Consider the following 19,625-nt stretch of genomic DNA (forward strand, 5'->3'; position numbering starts at 1 on the left):
GGCGTCGCCTCGACCTGGTCGACAACGTGCGCCAGCAGCAGCCGGACGTCCCAGCCCGGCAGCCCCGACGGCAGCGCGAGCCGGTCGGCGTCCAGCGCGTGCGCCGCGGCGCTCAGCGCGTGCACCTGCGCCGTGAGCGCCGTCCACGTCTTCTCCGGGTCGTACGTGCGCGCCCTGCGGGCGCCGCTGCGCTTGGCGGTGGGCATGCCTGGAGCGTACGGCCCGGGTCTGACAACGCGGACGTGTGCCACCATGCGCGCATGCCTATCGCCGACCGCCACCTCGCCGAAGACGAGTCTCTGGTGTACGTGACCCGCCAGCACTGGACGACGCTGGTCAACGAGTTCCTCGCGCTCTGCGTGATTGCCCTGGCCGCCGTGGTGCTCGCGTGGTGGCTGCCGACGGACGAGGACTGGGGGAAGAAAGCGGCCTTCGTGGTACTGGCGGTGGCGGCGGTCTGCGCCTGTTACTTCTGGCTCATCCCGCTGCTCCAGTGGCGCAGCACGATGTACATCCTCACCACCAAGCGGCTGTACAAGCGCAGCGGCTTCCTGTCCAAGTCCGGCCGCAGCATCCCCCTCGCGCGCGTGAACGACGTGTCGTTCCGCGCCAACCTGTGGGAACGGATCATGCGCTACGGGACGCTCAGCGTGCAGTCCGCGTCCGAGCAGGGCATGATGACGCTCCGGCACGTACCCGACCCGGAGGGGCTCAAGGCCGAGATCTACCGGGCCGTTGACACCCTCGCGAGCGGGACCGGTGACGGGGCCGCGCCCCTGCGCTGACCCCGCCCCGTGTCACCGCAGACCGCGCTCAGGCGAACAGCTCCGGGATCGTCCGCTCGTACGTCTCGCGCAGTTCCGTCAGCGGGATGCCGAAGTGGCCCTGGAGTTCCAGCGTGTCCCCGTCGACCACCCCGATCCGGGTCGCCGGCAGCCCGCGCGCACCGCACATGTCCGTGAACCGCATCTCCTCGCTCCGCGGCACCGCCACCACCGCGCGGCCCTGCGACTCCGAGAACAGGAACACCGCCGCCTCCAGCTCTTCCGGCACCACCAGCCGCGCGCCGTGGCCGCCCCGCAGGCAGGACTCCACCACCGCCTGGACCAGCCCGCCGTCCGACAGGTCGTGCGCCGCGCCGATCATGCCGTCGCGCGAGGCGGCGATCAGGATCTCGGCGAGCAGCCGCTCCCGCTCCAGGTCGACCGCCGGCGGCAGCCCGCCGAGGTGCTCGTGCACCACCTGCGACCAGGCCGAGCCGCCCAGCTCCGGCCGCGTGTCGCCGAGGAGGTACAGCAGCTGGCCCTCCGTCGCGAACGCCATCGGGGTGCGCCGCGCCACGTCGTCGATCACGCCGAGCACGCCGACGACCGGCGTCGGGTGGATCGGCTGGTCGCCGGTCTGGTTGTAGAGGGAGACGTTGCCGCCGGTGACCGGGGTGCCCAGGGTGCGGCAGGCGTCGGCCAGGCCGCGGCACGCCTCGGCGAACTGCCACATGCCCGCCGGGTCCTCCGGCGAGGGGAAGTTGAGGCAGTCGGTGACCGCGAGCGGGCGGGCGCCGGTGGCCGCGACGTTGCGGTACGACTCCGCCAGCGCCAGCTGCGCGCCCGCGTACGGGTCGAGCTTGGCGTAGCGGCCGTTGCCGTCCGTGGCCAGCGCGACGCCGAGGCCGGTCTCCTCGTCGATACGGATCATGCCGGAGTCCTCGGGCTGGGCGAGGACGGTGTTGCCGAGGACGAAGCGGTCGTACTGCGAGGTGATCCACGACTTGTCCGCCTGGTTCGGCGAGCCGACGAGCCGCAGCACCTGGGCGCGCAGCGCGTCGCCGTCCGCCGCACCGGGCCGCGGCAGCTTCGCCGCGTCGTCGGCCCGGAGGGCGTCCAGCCAGCCGGGGCGGGCCATGGGCCGCTCGTAGACCGGGCCGTCGTGGGCGACGGTGCGCGGCGGTACGTCCACGATCTGCTCGCCGTGCCAGAAGATCTCCAGCCGGTCGCCGTCCGTGACCTCGCCGATGACGGTGGCGGTGACGTCCCACTTCTCGCAGACGGCGAGGAAGCGCTCGGCCTTCGCGGGCTCGACCACCGCGCACATCCGCTCCTGCGACTCGCTCATGAGGATCTCCTCGGGCGAGAGCGTCGCGTCGCGCAGCGGTACGACGTCGAGTTCGACGCGCATGCCGCCGGTGCCGTTGGAGGCCAGCTCGGAGGTGGCGCAGGACAGCCCGGCGGCGCCGAGGTCCTGGATGCCGACGACGAGGTCTTCGGCGAACGCCTCCAGGGTGCACTCGATGAGCAGCTTCTCCTGGAACGGGTCGCCGACCTGGACGCTGGGACGCTTCGAGGGTTTCGCATCGTCGAAGGTCTCGGAGGCCAGGATGGAGGCGCCGCCGATGCCGTCGCCGCCGGTCCTCGCCCCGTACAAGATCACCTTGTTGCCGACGCCGGCGGCCTTGGCGAGGTGGATGTCCTCGTGCCGCATGACGCCGACGCAGAGGGCGTTGACGAGCGGGTTGCCCTGGTAGCAGGGGTCGAAGACGACCTCGCCGCCGATGTTCGGCAGGCCCAGGCAGTTGCCGTAGCCGCCGATGCCGGCGACGACGCCGGGCAGCACCCTCTTGGTGTCGGGGTGGTCGGCGGCGCCGAAGCGCAGCGGGTCCATCACGGCGACGGGGCGGGCGCCCATGGCGATGATGTCACGGACGATGCCGCCGATGCCGGTGGCGGCGCCCTGGTAGGGCTCGACGTACGAGGGGTGGTTGTGCGACTCGACCTTGAACGTGACGGCGTAGCCCTGGCCGACGTCCACGACGCCGGCCTGCTCGCCGATGCCGACGAGGAGGGCGTCGGAGGGCGGGGCCTTGTCGCCGAACTGCTTCAGGTGCACCTTGCTCGACTTGTACGAGCAGTGCTCGGACCACATCACGGAGTACATGGCCAGCTCGGCGCCGGTCGGGCGGCGGCCGAGGATCTCGCGGATCCGCTCGTACTCGTGTCGCGACAGGCCGAGTTCGGCCCAGGGCTGCTCGGCGCCGGGGGTGCCGGAGGCGTGCTTGACGGTGTCGAGGGGGGTGCGCGTCATGCTGCTCATGCGGTGATCAGCCTCTTGAGGATCGAGGTGAAGAAGCCGAGGCCGTCGGTGCGGCCGGTGCCGACGAGGGCTTCGACGGCGTGCTCGGGGTGGGGCATGAGGCCGACGACGTTGCCGGCCTCGTTGGCGATGCCGGCGATGTCGCGCAGCGAGCCGTTGGGGTTGCCGTCCAGGTAGCGGAAGACGACGCGGCCGGTGGCCTCCAGCTCGTCGAGCGTGCGCTCGTCGGCGGTGTAGCGGCCGTCGATGTTCTTGAGCGGGATGCGGATGTCCTGGCCCGCGGCGTAGTCGGCGGTCCAGGCGGTGCCGGCGTTCTCCACCCGCAGCTTCTGGTCCCGGCAGATGAAGTGCAGGTGGTTGTTACGCAACATCGCGCCGGGCAGCAGATGAGTTTCTGTGAGCACCTGGAAGCCGTTGCAGATGCCGAGGACCGGCATACCGGCCCCGGCCTGCTCGATGACCGTATCCATCACGGGTGCAAAGCGGGAAATGGCGCCCGCCCGCAGATAGTCGCCGTAACTGAAACCGCCGGGGAGCACGACGGCGTCCACCTGCTGCAGGTTCCGGTCCCGGTGCCAGAGCGGGACCGGCTCCGCGCCCGCCAGCCGGACCGCGCGCAGCGCGTCGCGGTCGTCAAGCGAGCCCGGAAAGGTGACGACGCCGATGCGAGCGGTCACTTCGCCTCTCCCCGGTCCGCGACTTCCTCGACACGTACGGTGAAGTCCTCGATCACGGTGTTCGCAAGGAACGTCTCGGCCATCGTGTTGATCTGCGCGAGGGCGGCGTCGTCGACCGGCCCCTCCAGTTCGAGCTCGAAGCGCTTGCCCTGGCGGACGTCGGCGATCCCGGCGAAGCCGAGGCGCGGCAGCGCACGCTGCACCGCCTGTCCCTGCGGGTCGAGGATCTCCGGCTTGAGCATGACGTCGACTACGACGCGGGCCACTGGCTACTCCCGGTAAGGGTTGTGAAGAAGCGGTGACGACAGCGTACCTTGCGGACAAATCTACCCGGGTAGATATGGGTCGGGCCGGTTACGGTTCCGCATCGCCCGTGATATCCACTTGGGTAAAGGTCCCAATAAACGTAGGGTCCGCATTGCGACGTGACACGCGGGCACAATTGCCCGGCTTCCGCATCAAAAGCCGTCGCGATACAAAGGTTAAAGAACTGATCAAATGAGCCGGCGCTCCCGCAGCCCCGGCCCGCTCCGCAGGTCGCGCGGCGGGCGGGAAAGCGGCAGGCGCGACCGACGGAAGGACCGGTTTCGTGGCGCAGCGCGTAGTGGTCAGCCTCTTCGACGACATCGACGGCGGAGAAGCTACCGAGACGGTCAACTTCGGACTCGACGGGAAGTCGTACGAGATCGATCTCAATGCCTCGAACGCCAGGAAACTGCGCAGCACGCTGGCCCCCTTCCTGCGGGCCGGCCGGAAGCGGGCCGCGTCGGGGCGGACGTTCACCCGCACCGACGTGGCGCCCAACCCCGCCACCGTACGCGCCTGGGCCGGGTCGCACGGCATGGAGGTGCCGGCCAGGGGACGCATCCCGAAGAAGGTCTACGAGGCGTTCGAAGCCGCGCACTGACGTCCGGTTCCGGCCGTTCACGGGCCGCGTGTCCGGGCGTTCACCCGTCCGGCTTGCCATCCGCCCCCCGGCATCCGATAGAGTCGGGGCACGCGCCGAGGGGCGACCCCCCGAGGCCACGCGGGTGTAGCTCAGTAGTAGAGCGCCCTCTTTCCAAGAGGGAGGCGCAGTGTGCGATTCCTGTCACCCGCTCCGCCACAGAAGCCCCGTATGTCATGGGGTAGAGTGGAGCACGCGCCGAACGGTGAGAGCCGTTCGGATGCACGCGGACGTGGCTCAGTTGGTAGAGCATCACCTTGCCAAGGTGAGGGTCGCGAGTTCGAATCTCGTCGTCCGCTCAGTGAGAGCCCCGGCTTCGGCCGGGGCTCTTTTCGTGCGTTCCCGGAAGTCCCCTCCGACATGACATCTGTCATCGCGTCCGATGACAGCGTGCACTGCACCGGCGCCCGCCGCGGCGGAAGCCTTTCAGACATGGTCAGTGCACAGGACAACGTGATCAGCGCCACGGGGCTGCGGCGCGCGTACGGGGACTTCGAGGCGGTGCGCGGCATCGACTTCGCCGTCCGCCGGGGCGAGTTGTTCGCCCTGCTCGGTACCAACGGCGCCGGCAAGACCTCCACCGTCGAGCTGCTGGAGGGCCTGGCGCCGCCCAGCGGGGGCGAGGTGCGGGTGCTCGGGCACGACCCGTACCGCGAGCGCCGGCGGGTGCGCCCGTACACCGGCGTGATGCTGCAGGAGGGCGGCATGCCCGCGCAGCTGACGGTCGCCGAGACGGTACGGATGTGGGCCGGCTGCACGGCGCGGCCGCGGCCCGCGGCGGAGGCGCTGGAGCTGGTCGGCCTCGCCGGCCGCCGGGACGTGCGGGTGGCGCACCTGTCCGGCGGCGAGCGGCGGCGCCTCGACCTGGCGCTCGCGCTGCTCGGCCGGCCCGAGGTGCTCTTCCTCGACGAGCCGACGACCGGGCTGGACGCCGAAGGGCGGCACGCCACCTGGGAGCTGGTCCGCGAACTGCGCGCCGGCGGGACGACGGTGCTGCTCACCACGCACTACCTGGAGGAGGCGGAGGAGCTGGCGGACCGGCTGGCGATCATGGCCGGCGGCCGGATCGCCGCGGCCGGCACCGTCGAGGAGATCGTCGGCGCCCACCCGGCGACCGTCTCGTTCCGGCTGCCCGTCGGCTGGCTGCCGGGCGACCTGCCGCCGCTGCCGGCGCTGGGCGTGACCGGGCACGAGCTGGCGGGGACGGCCGTGCGGCTGCGCACGGGCGCGCTGCAGCGGACGCTGACGGAGGTGCTGCTGTGGGCCCAGGACAACGGCGTGGAGCTGGCCGGCCTGGACGCCCGGTCGGCGTCGCTGGAGGAGGCCTTCCTGAAGATCGCGGGGGCCGCGGCGGACGACCGCCGGGCGGGGCCGCGCGAGCGGCCCGACCAGGGCGCCGGGGCCGCGGCGTACGCCGCAGGACCGGTCCGTACCGACGAGAGGAACGCCCGATGACCGCCACCGACGCCGCCACCGGCACCGCCCCGCCGGCACACGCCGGCGACCGCGCCGCCGACGTCCCCGGGCCGCTCGCCCGGCTGGCCGCGGTCGGCCGGGCCGAGCTGACGCTGCTGTGGCGCAGCAAGCTCGTGCTCTTCGGCGCGCTCGTCACCCCGGCGGGCTTCGCGTTCGCCACCCGGTCCGCCGTCGCGGAGATGGACCTGTCCGACACCGGGCTCACCGCGGCCACCGTGGTGCTGCCGAGCGCCGTCGTCTTCGCGCTGCTCTTCGTCGTCTACGCCAACCTCGTGATCGTCTACGTCGCCCGCCGCGAGGAACTCGTCCTCAAGCGGCTGCGCACCGGCCTGCTCGACGACCGCGAGCTGCTCGCCGGCGCCGCGCTGCCCGCGCTGTGCGTGGCGCTGGCGCAGTGCCTCGTGCTGGCCGTCACCGTGGGCCTGGCGATGGACGCGCCGGCGCCGCAGGCGCCGCTCGCGGCGGTGCTCGGGGTGCTGCTGGGGATGGCGATGCTCACGGTGCTGGCCGCGGCGACCGCCGCGGCGACGAAGTCGGCGGAGAGCGCGCAGCTGACGAGCATGCCGCTGCTGCTGGTGTCGATGTTCGGGTCGGGGCTGTTCGTCCCGTTCGAGGTGCTGCCGGACTCGCTCGCGGAGGTCGCGCGGCGGCTGCCGCTGTCGCCGGTGGTGGAGCTGGTGCGCGGCGGGTGGACCGGGGAGCTGGGCGCCGGCGGGACCGTCGAGGCGCTGGCGGTGGCGGTGGCGTGGACCGCCGCGGGGGCGTGGGCGGTGCGGCGGTGGTTCCGGTGGGAGCCGCGCGGGTGAGCGGGCCACGGCCGGCCGTGCGACCGCCGGGGGGCGGTGGGCGTACGGTACGGCCGTACGGGGTGACGGGCGCGGCGCCGGGCCCGGGAGGAACGTACGGGGCGGCGGGGGCGGCGGGGACGTACGAGAGGACCGGTCCGGGCCCCGGCCCGGGGAGAGGAGGCGGCGTGCTCCGCTGGCTGCAGCGCGCCCGGCGCATGAGCGGGCCCGAGCGCTGGCGCCGCTACACCGTCTCCACCATGTACTTCCTCGCGCTCTTCGAGGCCGTGCTCATGAGCGTGTGGCTGAGCAGCACCCGCGAGGAGATCGGCGCGGGCCCGTTCGCCGTCGTGGCCGCGCTCCTCCTCGCGCACCTCGCGCTGCAGATCAGGCTCTCCCTGACCGCCCCGTACCTCGGCGCCGACGGACCCACCCGCCGGCTGCTCGCCCTGCACCTCGGCGTCTGCTCGGCGCTGCTCGGGGTCGGCCTCGCGCTGCGTGCCGCGGACCGGCTGGAGCCGGAGCAGCTCGGGCCGTTCCTCGTCTGGGTGCTGATGTTCACCGCCGGCCCGGTGGTGCTGGCGCTGCCGCTGCGCCGCGGCGGGGCTGTGGTCGGCGCGCTGTGCGCCGGCACGCTGCTCGCCGCGGCGGTCGTCGGGCCGCGCGCGGAGTGGCTGCTGGTCACCGCGCTCACCACGGCCGTGGGCGCGCCCTTCATGGGGCTCACCTACCGCGCCTCCGCGTGGGGCGTGAAGCTCGTCGACGAGTTGGACGCCGCCCGCGCCGTGCAGGCCCGGCTGGCCGTCGCCGAGGAGCGGCTGCGCTTCGGCCGCGACCTGCACGACGTACTCGGCCGCAACCTCTCCGTCATGGCGCTCAAGAGCGAGCTGGCCGTGCAGCTGGCGCAGCGCGGCCGGCCCGAGGCCGCGGACCAGATGGCCGAGGTGCAGCGCGTCGCGCAGGAGTCGCAGCGCGAGATCCGCGCGGTCGTACGCGGCTACCGCGCCGCCGACCTGCACGCCGAGCTGGCCGGCGCCCGCGCGGTGCTGCGCGCGGCCGGCGTCGACTGCGAGGTCGACGAGGCGGACCTGACGGCTCCGGGCGCCCGGGAGGAGGTGCCCGAGGAGGTGCGGTCGGCGCTCGCGTGGGTGGTCCGCGAGGGGACGACGAACGTGCTGCGGCACGCGGACGCGCGCGCCTGCACGGTGTCGCTGCGGGCGGGGCCCGGCCGGGTCGAGCTGACCATGGACAACGACGGCGCCGCCGGCGCCGAGCCCGGCACCCCCGCCGACGGCGCCGGGCTCGCCGGGCTGCGGGAGCGGCTCGCGGCCGTCGGGGGCACGCTGAGCGCAGTGCACCGCGGGGGCGGGGGGTTCCGGCTGGCGGCGCGGATCGACCTGGGGACGCGGGCCGGCGTGGCGCCGCGAAACGGCCTGGAGCCGCGGAACGGCCTGGAGGCTGGGAACGACCTGGAGGCGTCGTGATCCGAGTACTGCTCGCCGACGACGAGCACCTGATCCGGGGCGCGCTGGCCGCGCTGCTGGCGCTGGAGGACGACCTGACGGTCGTCGCCGAGGCGGCGGGCGGCGACGAGGCGCTGGCCATGGCGCGCGCCCACCGGCCGGACGTCGCCGTGCTCGACCTGCAGATGCCGGGGCTCGACGGCGTCACCGTGGCGGCCTCGCTGCGTACGGCGGCACCCGGGTGCGCGGCGATGATCGTCACCAGCCACGGCCGACCGGGCGCGCTGAAGCAGGCGCTGTCCGCGGGGGTGCGCGGCTTCGTGCCCAAGACGGTCTCGGCGCAGCGGCTGGCGGAGGTGATCCGCACGGTGCACGGCGGCGGCCGGTACGTCGACCCGGAGCTGGCCGCGGACGCCATCGCGGCCGGGGACTCGCCGCTGACGCCGCGGGAGGCGGAGGTGCTGGAGCTGGCGGCGGACGGGGCCCCGGTGTCGGACATCGCCCGCCGCGCGTCGCTGACGCCGGGGACGGTACGGAACTACCTGTCGTCGGCGATGACGAAGCTCAACGCGGAGAACCGGCACGCGGCGGCCCGCCTGGCCCGCGAACGCGGCTGGCTGTAGGCCCCCTCCCCCGCGCCCCGGGCCGTACCGCGGTCCCGTCCCCGGCCGGTCCGCGGGGGGCGGCACCGCGGTATAGTGGGCAGCCGCCCCACGGGCGCGCGGACGTAGCTCAGTTGGTAGAGCATCACCTTGCCAAGGTGAGGGTCGCGAGTTCGAGTCTCGTCGTCCGCTCCATGCACCGGCGTATCACCCTCTCAGCGTCTCCCGGCGTCACAACACGCAACGCCCCGGGCGCTGCCCGGGCCGCCGCCCTTTTCTGTGCCAGGATCGGGGTGCCATGACTGCGACCACAGCAAGTACCGCATCCGCGCCGCCCCCCGCCGGCGCCGCGCCCGCGTCCCAGCCCGCGTCCGCGCCCCGGCCCGAGCCCGGGGCGCTGCACGGGCCAGTCCTCCAGTGGTTCCACGAGCACGCCCGCGACCTGCCGTGGCGCCGGCCCGAAGCGGGCCCCTGGGGCGTCATGGTCAGCGAGTTCATGCTGCAGCAGACGCCGGTGAGCCGCGTGCTCCCCGTCTACACGCAGTGGCTGAAGCGCTGGCCCCGCCCCGCCGACCTGGCCGCCGAGGCCCCCGGCGAGGCCGTACGGGCCTGGGGCCGGCTCGGCTACCCCCGCCGCGCCCTGCGGCTGCACGCCGCCGCCACCGCGATAAAGGAGCGGCACAACGGCGACGTGCCCAAGCGGCACGCGCAGCTCCTCGCGCTGCCCGGCATCGGCGAGTACACCGCGGCGGCCGTGGCCTCCTTCGCGTACGGGCAGCGGCACGCCGTGCTCGACACGAACGTCCGCCGCGTCTACGCCCGGCTGGTCGGCGGCACCGAGTTCCCGCCGGGCGCGACGACCGCCGTGGAGCGCCGCGTCGCGCGCGAGCTGCTCCCGGACGAGGACGCGGAGGCGGCCCGCTGGGGCGCGGCGACGATGGAGCTGGGTGCGCTCGTCTGCACGGCCCGCAAGCCCGACTGCGGCAGCTGCCCGGTGGCGGCCCTGTGCGCCTGGCGGCTCGCCGGCCACCCCGCGCACGCGGGCCCGCCGCGCCGCACGCAGTCGTACGCCGGCACGGACCGGCAGGTGCGCGGGCGGCTGCTGGCGGTGCTGCGGGACGCGGACGGGCCGGTGCCGCAGCAGCGGCTGGACGCCGTGTGGCACGAGCCGGTGCAGCGGGCGCGGGCGCTGGACAGCCTGGTGTCGGACGGGCTGGTGGAGCCGCTGGCGGACGGGCTGTACCGGCTGCCGCAGACCTGACGCGGGCGCCCGCGCCGCCGCGGCGCGGCGGACGCCCGCGTCAGGACCAGGGCTTGCTGTAGTCCAGCCCGCCCTCCCGGGTCTGCGTCAGCGAGTACCAGTTGCCGCTGTCGTCGCGGAATATCGCCTCGACCCCGTACGGGCGCTCCTGCGGCTCCTGGATGAAGTCCACGCCGTTGGCCCGCAGCTTCTCGTACGTCGCCCGGCAGTCGTCCGTGTGGAACGCGCCGGCGCCCAGCACGCCCTTGTTGACGAGCATCGTCAGCGCCTCGGCCGACTCCGGGTCGAGGCCGGGACCGTTGGTGCGCATGAGGGCCAGCATGACGTCCGGCTGGCCGGGGACCCCGACGGTGATCCAGCGCATGTCCTCGTGCAGCTCGATGTCGTCGCGGATCTCGAAGCCGAGCTTCTCGGTGAAGAAGTCCCGGCTCCGCACCTGGTCCGTGGTCCAGACGGTGGCGATGGCAAGGTTGGTGATCATGACGTTCTCCCTGGTGAGGGGGGTTTCCGTACGGCAGCCACGGTAGGCGGGGGTGGCTCAGTCCGCTTCCTCAGAGTTGCGCTCGCTGATCCGCGGGTCGAAGCCGCCGGCCCACAGGAGCGCGAAGCAGCCGGGTATGAGCGCGGTGCCGCGGCCCACGTGGGCCGCGCGGTAGGCGCTGGGCGACAGGCCCGTACGCCGTTTGAAGCTGGCGGAGAACGTGCCGACGGCGGAGAAGCCGACGAGGTGGCAGACCTCGGTGACGGTGAGGTTGCAGGTGCGCAGCAGGTGCTCGGCGCGCTCCATGCGGCGGCGGGTCAGGTACTGGCCGGGGGTCTCGCCGTAGGCGGCCTTGAAGGCCCGTACGAAGTGGTAGCGGGAGTATCCGGCGTGCGTCGCCACCGCGTCCAGGCCGACCGCCGGATCGGCCCAGTCGCGGTCCATGGCGTCCTTGGCGCTGCGGAGTGCGCGCAGATCGGGGCGAAGCACTCTTCGAGCGTGCCACGCCCCACTGACAACGGCCCGCCGTGCCCGTATCCGCACAGGCGGCCGTACGCGTGCAGACGGGCCGCGAGCCTCCCGCCCGCTACCGCGGGAGGCGCGCGGCCCGCCGTCGGGGCCCCGGTCGGGTCCGCTCACACCTTCGCCGGGGCCTCCTCCTCCGCTTTCGCGGAGTCCGGACCGGCGTCCCCGGCCGGTCCGGCGTCCTTGGGGCCGGCCCCGCGCAGCGGGACCTCCTTGACGAACCAGGCGGCGGCGAACGCGATCGCCGCGATCGCCGTTCCCCAGAGGAAGACCTGGTGGGTGCCGTTCGAGACGGCGTTGAGGTACGCCTCCTTGACGTGCGTCGGCAGCTGCTCGATCCGCTCCGGGCTGAGCTGCCCGCCGCTGCCGGCCGCCCTCTCGCCCGCGGGCCCGGCCTCCTCGGCCATGGTGCCGCTGACCCGGCTGCCGAAGATGGCGCCCATCAGGGCGACGCCGAAGGAGCCGCCGATGGTGCGGGTCAGGGTGATCGTCGAGCTGCCGGCGCCCATGTCGCGCATCTCCAGGCTGTTCTGCCCGACGAGCATCGACATCTGGATCATGAAGCCGAGGCCGGCGCCCAGCACCGCCATGTAGAGCCCGGAGGTCAGGCGGGTGGTGCCGGTGTCCATCGTGGACAGCAGGTACATCCCGACGATCAGGGCGGCGCCGCCGACGATGGGGTAGATCTTGTAGCGCCCGGTCCTGGTCACAGCCCGGCCGACGAACAGCGAGACGAGCATCACGGGCAGCATCATCGGCAGGAGCAGCAGGCCGGAGTTGGTGGCCGAGGCGCCCTGGACGCTCTGCTGGAACAGCGGCAGGAAGGTCACGCCGCCGAACATCACGAAGCCGACGATGAAGCCGATCACGTTCATCAGCGTGAAGTTGCCGCTGCGGAAGATGCGCAGCGGGATGATCGGCTCGGCGGCGCGGGTCTCGGCCCAGCCGAAGGCCGCCAGCGCGCCGGCGCCGAGCACCGCCAGCCCGACGATCTGCACCGACCCCCAGTCGTACTCCGTACCGCCCCAGGAGGTCACCAGCACCAGCGCGGTCAGCCCGACGGAGAGCAGCGCGGCGCCCGGGTAGTCGACGCGCGCCTTGATCCGCTTCTTCGGCAGGTGCAGCACGGTGGAGATCACGAAGAGCGAGACGGCGCCCAGCGGCAGGTTGATGTAGAAGGCCCAGCGCCAGCCGAGGTGGTCGGTGATCGTGCCGCCGACCAGCGGGCCGCCGATGGTGGCGATGCCCATGACGGCGGCCATCATGCCCTGGTACCGGCCGCGCTCGCGGGGCGGCACGAGGTCGCCGATGATCGCCATCACGCCCACGATGAGGCCGCCGCCGCCCAGGCCCTGGACCGCGCGGAAGGCGATGAGCTGGCCCATGTCCTGGGCCATGCCGGAGAGCGCGGAGCCGATCAGGAAGAGGACTATGGAGGACATGAAGATGCCCTTGCGGCCGTAGAGGTCGCCGAACTTGCCCCACAGCGGCGTGGAGACGGCGATGGCCAGGGTGTACGCGGTGACCACCCAGGCGAGGTGGTCCAGGCCGCCCAGTTCGCCGACGATCGTGGGCATCGCGGTGCCGACGATCAGGTTGTCGAGCATCGCCAGCATCATCGTGATCATGAGGCCGAGCATGATCACCCTGATGTTGCGCGGCGGCGCTTGAACCGCCTCCTGATCCTTGTCCGCCATGACCCCTCTCCCTACTTACTTGCCGCCCGGCTAGTGGGTACTATGTGAAGGTACGCCGCTACTTGCCGGGCGTCAAGTAAGTACACTGACGGAAGCAGGGATCATGGGTACGACCAGGAGCGACACCCGCCAGCGCATTCAGGACGTGGCGCTGGAGCTGTTCGCCGACAAGGGCTACGACAAGACCTCCCTGCGCGAGATCGCCGAACGGCTCGACGTCACGAAGGCCGCGCTGTACTACCACTTCAAGACGAAGGAAGACATCCTCGTCAGCATCGTCCGGGACCACTTCGCGAAGGTCGACGAGCTGATCGCCTGGGGCCGGGCCCGGCCGGCCACGCTGGAGACCCGGCTGGAGCTGCTCGCGCGCTACAGCTCGCTGCTCGCCGGCGGCAGCACCCTCTTCCGCTTCATGCAGGAGAACCAGGCCAGCATCCGCGAGCTGAGCCTCGGCGAGAACTTCAAGGCGCGCATGGGCGACATCATCGGGATGCTGCGCGACAAGGACGCCGACCTCAAGGACCAGGCGCGCTGCATCTCCGCGATCTTCACCATGCACGCGGGGATGTTCGCCCTGGACGACGCCAAGGGCGACCCGGAGGAGAAGCGGCTCGCCTGCCTGGAGGTCGCGCAGGAGCTGGTGACCGCGGCGTACCGGGGCTGACCGCCCGGCGCCCGGAGACGACCGCCCCGGCGGACAGCCGCAGAGCGGGCGCCGACAGACGCAGAGCCGCCCCGGACCGTACGGCCGGGGCGGCTCTGCTGCGCGCGTCGGGGGGTGCGGGCTAGGCCCTCACGCCTCCTTGCTCAGGTTCGGACCGGCGCCGCCGGCGGCGGCGTCGACCGGCGGGGCGTCGGGCAGCGTGGACTTCTCCTCGCCGCGGAAGGTGAACGTCGCGTCGTCACCCTCGCCCTCGGTGTCGACCACCACGATGTGGCCCGGGCGCAGCTCGCCGAAGAGGATCTTCTCCGAGAGCACGTCCTCGATCTCCCGCTGGATCGCACGGCGCAGCGGCCGGGCGCCCAGCACCGGGTCGAAGCCCCGCCTGGACAGCAGGTCCTTGGCCTCGGTGGACAGCTCGATGGCCATGTCGCGGTCCTTGAGCCGGTTGTCCAGCTCGGACAGCCGCAGGTCGACGATCTCGATGATGTCGTCCCGGGTCAGCTGGTGGAAGACCACGATGTCGTCCACGCGGTTGAGGAACTCCGGCCGGAAGTGCTGCTTCAGCTCCTCGCTGACCTTGGACTTCATCCGCTCGTAGCCGGACTTGACGTCGCCCCCGGCGGCGAACCCCAGGCCGAAGCCCTTGGAGATGTCCTTCGTGCCGAGGTTGGTCGTCATGATGATGATCGTGTTCTTGAAGTCCACGACCCGGCCCTGGGAGTCGGTCAGCCGGCCGTCCTCCAGGATCTGCAGCAGCGAGTTGAAGATGTCCGGGTGGGCCTTCTCGACCTCGTCGAAGAGGACGACCGAGAACGGCTTCCGGCGCACCTTCTCCGTCAGCTGGCCGCCCTCCTCGTACCCGACGTAGCCGGGCGGGGAGCCGAACAGCCGCGAGACGGTGTGCTTCTCGCTGAACTCCGACATGTCGAGCTGGATCAGCGCGTCCTCGTCGCCGAAGAGGAACTCCGCCAGCGTCTTCGACAGCTCCGTCTTACCGACGCCGGACGGGCCGGCGAAGATGAACGAGCCGCCGGGGCGCTTCGGGTCCTTCAGGCCGGCGCGCGTACGGCGGATGGCCTGGGAGAGCGCCTTGATGGCGTCCTCCTGCCCGATGACGCGCTTGTGCAGCTCGTCCTCCATGCGCAGCAGCCGCGAGGACTCCTCCTCGGTCAGCTTGAAGACCGGGATGCCGGTGGCGGTGGCCAGGACCTCGGCGATCAGCTCCTCGTCCACCTCGGCGACGACGTCCATGTCGCCGGCCTTCCACTCCTTCTCCCGCTGCGCCTTCTGCGCCAGGAGCTGCTTCTCCTTGTCGCGCAGCCCGGCGGCCAGCTCGAAGTCCTGCGAGTCGATCGCGGACTCCTTCTCGCGCCGCACGTCGGCGATCCTCTCGTCGAACTCCCGCAGGTCCGGCGGCGCGGTCATCCGGCGGATGCGCATCCGCGACCCGGCCTCGTCGATCAGGTCGATCGCCTTGTCCGGCAGGAAGCGGTCGGAGATGTACCGGTCGGCGAGCTGGGCGGCGGCGACCAGCGCGGCGTCCGTGATGGACACCCGGTGGTGCGCCTCGTACCGGTCGCGCAGGCCCTTGAGGATCTCGATCGTGTGCTGCAGCGACGGCTCCGCGACCTGGATCGGCTGGAAGCGGCGCTCCAGGGCCGCGTCCTTCTCCAGGTGCTTGCGGTACTCGTCGAGCGTCGTGGCGCCGATGGTCTGCAGCTCGCCGCGGGCCAGCATCGGCTTCAGGATGCTCGCCGCGTCGATCGCGCCCTCGGCGGCCCCCGCGCCCACCAGGGTGTGCAGCTCGTCGATGAACAGGATGATGTCGCCGCGGGTGCGGATCTCCTTGAGCACCTTCTTCAGGCGCTCCTCGAAGTCGCCGCGGTAGCGCGAGCCCGCGACCAGCGCGCCCAGGTCCAGGGTGTAGAGGTGCTTGTCCTTGAGCGTCTCGGGCACCTCGCCCTTGACGATGGCCTGCGCCAGGCCCTCGACGACGGCGGTCTTGCCGACTCCGGGCTCGCCGATGAGCACCGGGTTGTTCTTGGTCCGGCGGGACAGCACCTGCATGACCCGCTCGATCTCCTTCTCGCGCCCGATGACCGGGTCGAGCTTGGACTCGCGGGCGGCCTGCGTGAGGTTCCGGCCGAACTGGTCGAGCACCAGGGACGTGGAGGGCGTGCCCTCCGCGGGGCCGCCGGCGGTGGCGGTCTCCTTGCCGCCCTGGTAGCCGGAGAGCAGCTGGATCACCTGCTGCCGCACCCGGTTCAGGTCGGCGCCCAGCTTCACGAGGACCTGGGCGGCGACGCCCTCGCCCTCGCGGATGAGGCCGAGCAGAATGTGCTCCGTACCGATGTAGTTGTGCCCCAGCTGAAGGGCCTCGCGGAGCGACAGCTCCAGGACCTTCTTCGCCCGGGGCGTGAAGGGGATGTGGCCGGACGGGGCCTGCTGGCCCTGGCCGATGATCTCCTCCACCTGCTGGCGGACCGCCTCGAGCGAGATCCCGAGGCTCTCCAGTGCCTTTGCGGCGACACCCTCACCCTCGTGGATCAGGCCCAGGAGGATGTGCTCGGTGCCGATGTAGTTGTGGTTGAGCATCCGGGCTTCTTCCTGAGCCAGGACGACAACCCGCCGCGCGCGGTCGGTGAACCTCTCGAACATCGTTAATCGCTCCTCAGAGCGGTCAGGCAGATCGGGGACGTTCCCCTCCCTGTCCTTCCGCAGCTTAGTCCCGCAAGCGGGGACCGCTCATTCCAACTGCCGACACCCGGACGCTGACTCCCTCAGTCTCCTGCACCGATCAGCCGGCTACTGCTCCAACCCGATGGTGCGAGACGATGTTCCCGCAGGCCAGGCGAATACGCTCAATGCCGCTACGCCCATGGCGAACGCCGCCGCCGAAGACCACCGGAGCCCGCCGAAGCCACCGCTCTCACCAGCGCCACTAGCCAAGTCTTACCCGCGTCACGGGCGGTGCCATCAGATTTTCCGGCCTCTTCACTGCGCTGACGGCGAACACGGGGGAAGGTCTGCGAGAGCCGATGCGGGGAAGAAGAGGCGCGCTATGCGACCGGGATGACACATGTCGTAACCAACGCGGCCCGGCCCCGTTGCTCAGGGCGTGACCGGAACCGTGATCCCGCGCCAGACCGGCCCGCAGGGGCGCCCCGCCCCGCCGGGCGCCCGCGGCGGGCGGGGCCGGAACGGATCGGCGGCAGCGGCCGAGGGGGCGGCCGAGGCGGCGGAGGCGGAGGCGGCGTTCGGGGACGCCGTCGCACGGTCCGCCGCGGCGGCCGTGGCCGGGTCTGCGGCGGGCTCTGTGGCCGGATCTGCGAGGGCCGCGGCGGGGGCGGGCTCAGGGGGCGTGCCGCCGCCCGGGGTGCTGCGCTGCGACGTGCTGGAGATGCCCGCGGAGGCCGGCTGGGGCGTGCTGCGCGGCCGGCCGGCCACCGGGCCCGTGGCGCTGACCGGCGGCCGCATGCGCTTCCTGATCGCCGAGGGCGGCGCGGCGGAGCTGCCCGCCGGCTGGACTGGCTGGAGCGGGGCGGCACCCCCCTGGACCTGAGCGCCGCGCCGGCGGCGGTGCAGAGCTGGCCGCCGACGCTGTGGCTGCGGCCGCCGGGCAGGGCGGCGCTGGCGCGGCTGCCCGCGGTGCGGCTGCCCGTGGGCACGGGGGCCGGCCGCGGGGCCGGGGTCGTTGACGGGGTCGTGGACGGGGGTGTCGCGGCGGACACCGCGGATGCGGAAGCCGCCGGAGACGTCGTCCGGGGTGCCGACATGGACGGGGACGGGGACGGGGGTGGCGCCGACGGCGCCGCCGTTCCGGCGCGGAACCGGGTTGCGGACCGGCCGGATCTGGTACGGCTGGTGAGCGCGGCGGCGACGGCCTGCCACCGCCTCGCCCTGAACGTCAGCCGTTCGCCTTTTCGTATGCCTCGCGGATGTTCGCCGGAACACGGCCACGCTCGCTGACCTCGTAACCCTGCTCCTTCGCCCACGCGCGGATCTTCGCCGTGTCCTGGCTGCCGGACGCACCGCCGCGCGACCGCTTCGTGGCGCGGCCACCGGTCCTGCGGCCGCTCTTCACGTACTGCTCCAGAGCGGAGCGGAGCTTTTCCGCGTTGGCAGTGGTGAGGTCGATCTCGTAGGACTTGCCGTCGAGAGCGAACGTCACGGTCTCGTCTGCCTCACCGCCATCGAGATCATCGACGAGAAGGACCTGAACCTTCTGAGCCACCGGGCTTCCCTTTCATCGGAACAATGTGTGCTGGCGAAAGCAAACCGCTTTTCAGCGGAAAACTCAAACCCTGTCGGAGAACTTGCCCAACAATATCTTCGCGATTCGGACATAGCGCCATCAGAGATGCAGCAGCATCCTGCTGTTGCCGAGGGTGTTGGGCTTCACCCGCTCCAGGTCCAGGAACTCGGCAACGCCCTCGTCATACGAGCGCAGTAGCTCGCTGTAGACGTCCTGGTCCACCGGAGTCTCGCCGATCTCGACGAAGCCGTGCTTGGCGAAGAAGGCCACTTCGAACGTGAGGCAGAAAATGCGCCGGACGCCGAGCCAGCGGGCGGTGTGCAGCAACTTGTCAAGGAGTTGGTGCCCGATGCCGGTGCCCTTGCGGGCCGGGTCCACCGCCAGGGTGCGCACCTCGGCGAGGTCCTCCCACATCACGTGCAGCGCGCCGCAGCCGACCACGGCCGCGTCCCCGTCCCGCTCCGCGACCCAGAACTCCTGGATGTCCTCGTAAAGCGTCACGGTGGCTTTGTCGAGAAGGATGTCGCGGTGCACGTAGGGGTCGAGGAGCCGCCGGATGGCCCTGACATCCGAGGTGCGGGCACGCCGGATGGTGACCCCGTGAGAATCGGTGGACATGACACGACGCTATCGTCACGCGCCCGCTTCGCCGGCACCGGCTTCGGTGTCACCGGGTGAGTCCAGCGACACGACGCGTAGCGCGTCGCGCAGGGCGTCGAGCTGGGCCGGCGACATCATGCCGAAGAAGGCGACGAGCGCGGCCGCGGGATTGTCGCTGGCGGACCACGCCTCGTTCATGAGTGCGGCGGAGTAGGCGGCCCGGGTGGACACCGCTTCATATCGATAGGCGCGGCCTTCGGGGGCGCGCCGCAGCCAGCCCTTCTGGTGGAGGTTGTCCATTACGGTCATGACGGTGGTGTACGCGACAGAGCGTTCCTGCCGGAGGTCTTCCAGCACTTCCCGGACGGTGACCGGGCGGTTCCACTCCCACACCCGGGTCATGACCGTGTCTTCGAGCTCTCCCAATGGCCGGACCACGCCAGCACAATACCCTTGGGAGGGTGAACAATGGGGCGTTTGGGACGGCGGGCGCGCGCCCGTTTCCGCGGCCGGGGCTTACTCCGCGGACTTCTGGCCGGACGCCTCGGCCTGCGCGAATGCGGCGTCGACGGCGGCGTCTTCCTTCGACTTGTTGGGGCCGCCCTGGTTCTTGACGATCGTCACGATCAACACGGTGAAGGCGACGGCCATGACGGTCGACGGCAGCAGCGCGGAGAGGTAATCCATGAGAGCCATCCATCGTTGCGGGCTACTGGGCGCGGGCGCCGCGGAGGTGCCGCGGGCTCCAGCGTAGCCCGCCCCCACCGGAGCGGCGGCGGTGGGTTGGCGGAGGGGTGGACGTGCCGCCGGGCTCGGTGCGGCGCCGCGGAGGGCCGGATCAGGCCGTGCGGGCCGCGGGGGGACGCAGCAGGTGCTCCGCGGGCGGGACCGGGCGGCGGCGCGGCGGGAACACCTCCGCAGGCGTGGGCACCGGCCGGTTCGGGGACGCGGGGCCGCGGTCGGGAGGGTTCTCGCGGGGCGGCCGCTTCTTCGGCTGCCCGTCGGGCTTGCGCGGCCGCCGGTCCGGCTCGGGCTCGGGCTGCTCCGACTCCTCCGACCCCCGTGCGCCCCGCGCCGCCCTGCCGCCGGGCAGCGCCCGCAGCGCC

Annotated in this window: 21 protein-coding genes, 3 tRNA genes and 1 pseudogene; 12 read left to right on the plus strand and 13 right to left on the minus strand. The window is 72.3% G+C overall.

Features of this window, described 5'->3' with window-relative positions; translation table 11 throughout:
* Positions 1 to 206: maleylpyruvate isomerase N-terminal domain-containing protein (locus tag ABD317_RS18245; RefSeq protein WP_344291021.1), on the minus strand; the 206-nt coding region annotated here is incomplete at its 3' end.
* 54 nt (positions 207 to 260) lie between these two features.
* On the opposite strand from ABD317_RS18245, the gene ABD317_RS18250 reads away from it, so the two are divergent.
* The gene (locus ABD317_RS18250) at positions 261 to 785 is read left to right on the plus strand and encodes a PH domain-containing protein (RefSeq protein WP_344291022.1); all 525 of its coding nucleotides are present in this window, start codon (positions 261 to 263) and stop codon (positions 783 to 785) included.
* Between the two features lie 28 nt (positions 786 to 813).
* Here the strand turns inward: ABD317_RS18250 and purL are convergent, their stop codons facing one another.
* From purL to purS, 3 genes are read right to left on the minus strand one after another with little or no spacing between them, the layout of a single operon-like run.
* The gene (gene purL / locus ABD317_RS18255; protein ID WP_344291029.1) at positions 814 to 3,078 is read right to left on the minus strand and encodes a phosphoribosylformylglycinamidine synthase subunit PurL; all 2,265 of its coding nucleotides are present in this window, start codon (positions 3,076 to 3,078) and stop codon (positions 814 to 816) included.
* Between the two features lie 5 nt (positions 3,079 to 3,083).
* The gene (purQ, locus tag ABD317_RS18260; protein ID WP_027754201.1) at positions 3,084 to 3,764 is read right to left on the minus strand and encodes a phosphoribosylformylglycinamidine synthase subunit PurQ; all 681 of its coding nucleotides are present in this window, start codon (positions 3,762 to 3,764) and stop codon (positions 3,084 to 3,086) included.
* Positions 3,761 to 4,030: a phosphoribosylformylglycinamidine synthase subunit PurS gene (gene purS, locus ABD317_RS18265; protein ID WP_027754202.1), complete on the minus strand. Its 270-nt coding sequence runs from the start codon at positions 4,028 to 4,030 to the stop codon at positions 3,761 to 3,763. The genes purQ and purS overlap by 4 nt, the downstream gene beginning before the upstream one ends.
* Positions 4,031 to 4,353: 323 nt before the next feature.
* Here purS and ABD317_RS18270 point away from each other — a divergent pair, with 323 nt between their 5' ends.
* The 9 genes from ABD317_RS18270 (at position 4,354) to ABD317_RS18310 (ending at position 10,297) form a co-directional block, all read left to right on the plus strand.
* Entirely contained in the window at positions 4,354 to 4,671 is a 318-nt protein-coding gene (locus ABD317_RS18270) for an Lsr2 dimerization domain-containing protein (protein WP_037781954.1), read from the plus strand.
* A 120-nt stretch (positions 4,672 to 4,791) separates the two neighbouring features.
* A tRNA-Gly gene (locus tag ABD317_RS18275) sits at positions 4,792 to 4,863 on the plus strand.
* 73 nt (positions 4,864 to 4,936) lie between these two features.
* Positions 4,937 to 5,009: transfer RNA gene (locus ABD317_RS18280), tRNA-Gly, on the plus strand.
* A gap of 133 nt (positions 5,010 to 5,142) precedes the next feature.
* The gene (locus tag ABD317_RS18285; RefSeq protein WP_344291023.1) at positions 5,143 to 6,165 is read left to right on the plus strand and encodes an ABC transporter ATP-binding protein; all 1,023 of its coding nucleotides are present in this window, start codon (positions 5,143 to 5,145) and stop codon (positions 6,163 to 6,165) included.
* Positions 6,162 to 6,992, plus strand: coding sequence for an ABC transporter permease (locus ABD317_RS18290; protein WP_344291024.1), 831 nt, complete (start codon positions 6,162 to 6,164; stop codon positions 6,990 to 6,992). The genes ABD317_RS18285 and ABD317_RS18290 overlap by 4 nt, the downstream gene beginning before the upstream one ends.
* Positions 6,993 to 7,159: 167 nt before the next feature.
* Positions 7,160 to 8,455: a sensor histidine kinase gene (locus tag ABD317_RS18295; protein ID WP_425582386.1), complete on the plus strand. Its 1,296-nt coding sequence runs from the start codon at positions 7,160 to 7,162 to the stop codon at positions 8,453 to 8,455.
* A complete protein-coding gene (locus ABD317_RS18300) occupies positions 8,452 to 9,057 on the plus strand; it encodes a response regulator (RefSeq protein ID WP_027754206.1) in 606 nt (201 codons plus the stop codon). Before ABD317_RS18295 ends, ABD317_RS18300 begins: the two co-directional genes overlap by 4 nt.
* 98 nt (positions 9,058 to 9,155) lie before the next feature.
* Positions 9,156 to 9,231 (plus strand) — tRNA-Gly (locus ABD317_RS18305).
* Between the two features lie 103 nt (positions 9,232 to 9,334).
* Positions 9,335 to 10,297, plus strand: a complete 963-nt coding sequence (locus tag ABD317_RS18310; protein WP_344291026.1) for an HhH-GPD family protein — start codon at positions 9,335 to 9,337, stop codon at positions 10,295 to 10,297.
* Between the two features lie 40 nt (positions 10,298 to 10,337).
* Here the strand turns inward: ABD317_RS18310 and ABD317_RS18315 are convergent, their stop codons facing one another.
* The 3 genes from ABD317_RS18315 to ABD317_RS18325 form a co-directional block, all read right to left on the minus strand.
* The gene (locus ABD317_RS18315; RefSeq protein ID WP_344291027.1) at positions 10,338 to 10,778 is read right to left on the minus strand and encodes a VOC family protein; all 441 of its coding nucleotides are present in this window, start codon (positions 10,776 to 10,778) and stop codon (positions 10,338 to 10,340) included.
* 57 nt (positions 10,779 to 10,835) lie between these two features.
* Positions 10,836 to 11,222 carry a helix-turn-helix transcriptional regulator gene (locus ABD317_RS18320; protein WP_344291030.1) on the minus strand — a complete coding sequence of 129 codons (387 nt, stop codon included), beginning with the start codon at positions 11,220 to 11,222 and terminating at the stop codon, positions 10,836 to 10,838.
* A gap of 191 nt (positions 11,223 to 11,413) precedes the next feature.
* Positions 11,414 to 13,000, minus strand: coding sequence for an MDR family MFS transporter (locus ABD317_RS18325; RefSeq protein ID WP_344291028.1), 1,587 nt, complete (start codon positions 12,998 to 13,000; stop codon positions 11,414 to 11,416).
* A gap of 103 nt (positions 13,001 to 13,103) precedes the next feature.
* On the opposite strand from ABD317_RS18325, the gene ABD317_RS18330 reads away from it, so the two are divergent.
* On the plus strand, positions 13,104 to 13,664 hold the full coding sequence (locus ABD317_RS18330) for a TetR family transcriptional regulator (protein WP_027754211.1): 561 nt from the start codon (positions 13,104 to 13,106) through the stop codon (positions 13,662 to 13,664).
* A 129-nt stretch (positions 13,665 to 13,793) separates the two neighbouring features.
* Here the strand turns inward: ABD317_RS18330 and ABD317_RS18335 are convergent, their stop codons facing one another.
* Entirely contained in the window at positions 13,794 to 16,322 is a 2,529-nt protein-coding gene (locus tag ABD317_RS18335) for an AAA family ATPase (protein ID WP_027754212.1), read from the minus strand.
* Positions 16,323 to 16,782: 460 nt separating this feature from the next.
* On the opposite strand from ABD317_RS18335, the gene ABD317_RS37850 reads away from it, so the two are divergent.
* Positions 16,783 to 17,226 (plus strand): hypothetical protein, encoded by a 444-nt coding sequence (locus ABD317_RS37850; RefSeq protein ID WP_425582387.1) that lies wholly within the window; start codon positions 16,783 to 16,785, stop codon positions 17,224 to 17,226.
* 345 nt (positions 17,227 to 17,571) lie between these two features.
* Here the strand turns inward: ABD317_RS37850 and ABD317_RS18345 are convergent, their stop codons facing one another.
* The 5 genes and pseudogenes from ABD317_RS18345 to ABD317_RS18365 all read right to left on the minus strand — a co-directional run.
* A complete protein-coding gene (locus tag ABD317_RS18345; protein ID WP_027754213.1) occupies positions 17,572 to 17,898 on the minus strand; it encodes a histone-like nucleoid-structuring protein Lsr2 in 327 nt (108 codons plus the stop codon).
* A 120-nt stretch (positions 17,899 to 18,018) separates the two neighbouring features.
* The gene (locus ABD317_RS18350) at positions 18,019 to 18,537 is read right to left on the minus strand and encodes an amino-acid N-acetyltransferase (RefSeq protein WP_027754214.1); all 519 of its coding nucleotides are present in this window, start codon (positions 18,535 to 18,537) and stop codon (positions 18,019 to 18,021) included.
* A gap of 15 nt (positions 18,538 to 18,552) precedes the next feature.
* Positions 18,553 to 18,957, minus strand: a complete 405-nt coding sequence (locus ABD317_RS18355; protein ID WP_027754215.1) for a BlaI/MecI/CopY family transcriptional regulator — start codon at positions 18,955 to 18,957, stop codon at positions 18,553 to 18,555.
* Between the two features lie 78 nt (positions 18,958 to 19,035).
* A complete protein-coding gene (locus ABD317_RS18360; protein WP_027754216.1) occupies positions 19,036 to 19,206 on the minus strand; it encodes a hypothetical protein in 171 nt (56 codons plus the stop codon).
* A gap of 151 nt (positions 19,207 to 19,357) precedes the next feature.
* Positions 19,358 to 19,625, minus strand: a pseudogene (locus ABD317_RS18365) (hypothetical protein); the annotation flags it as partial.

Source organism: Streptomyces synnematoformans, from assembly GCF_039531005.1.
GTDB classification, from domain to species: domain Bacteria; phylum Actinomycetota; class Actinomycetes; order Streptomycetales; family Streptomycetaceae; genus Streptomyces; species Streptomyces synnematoformans.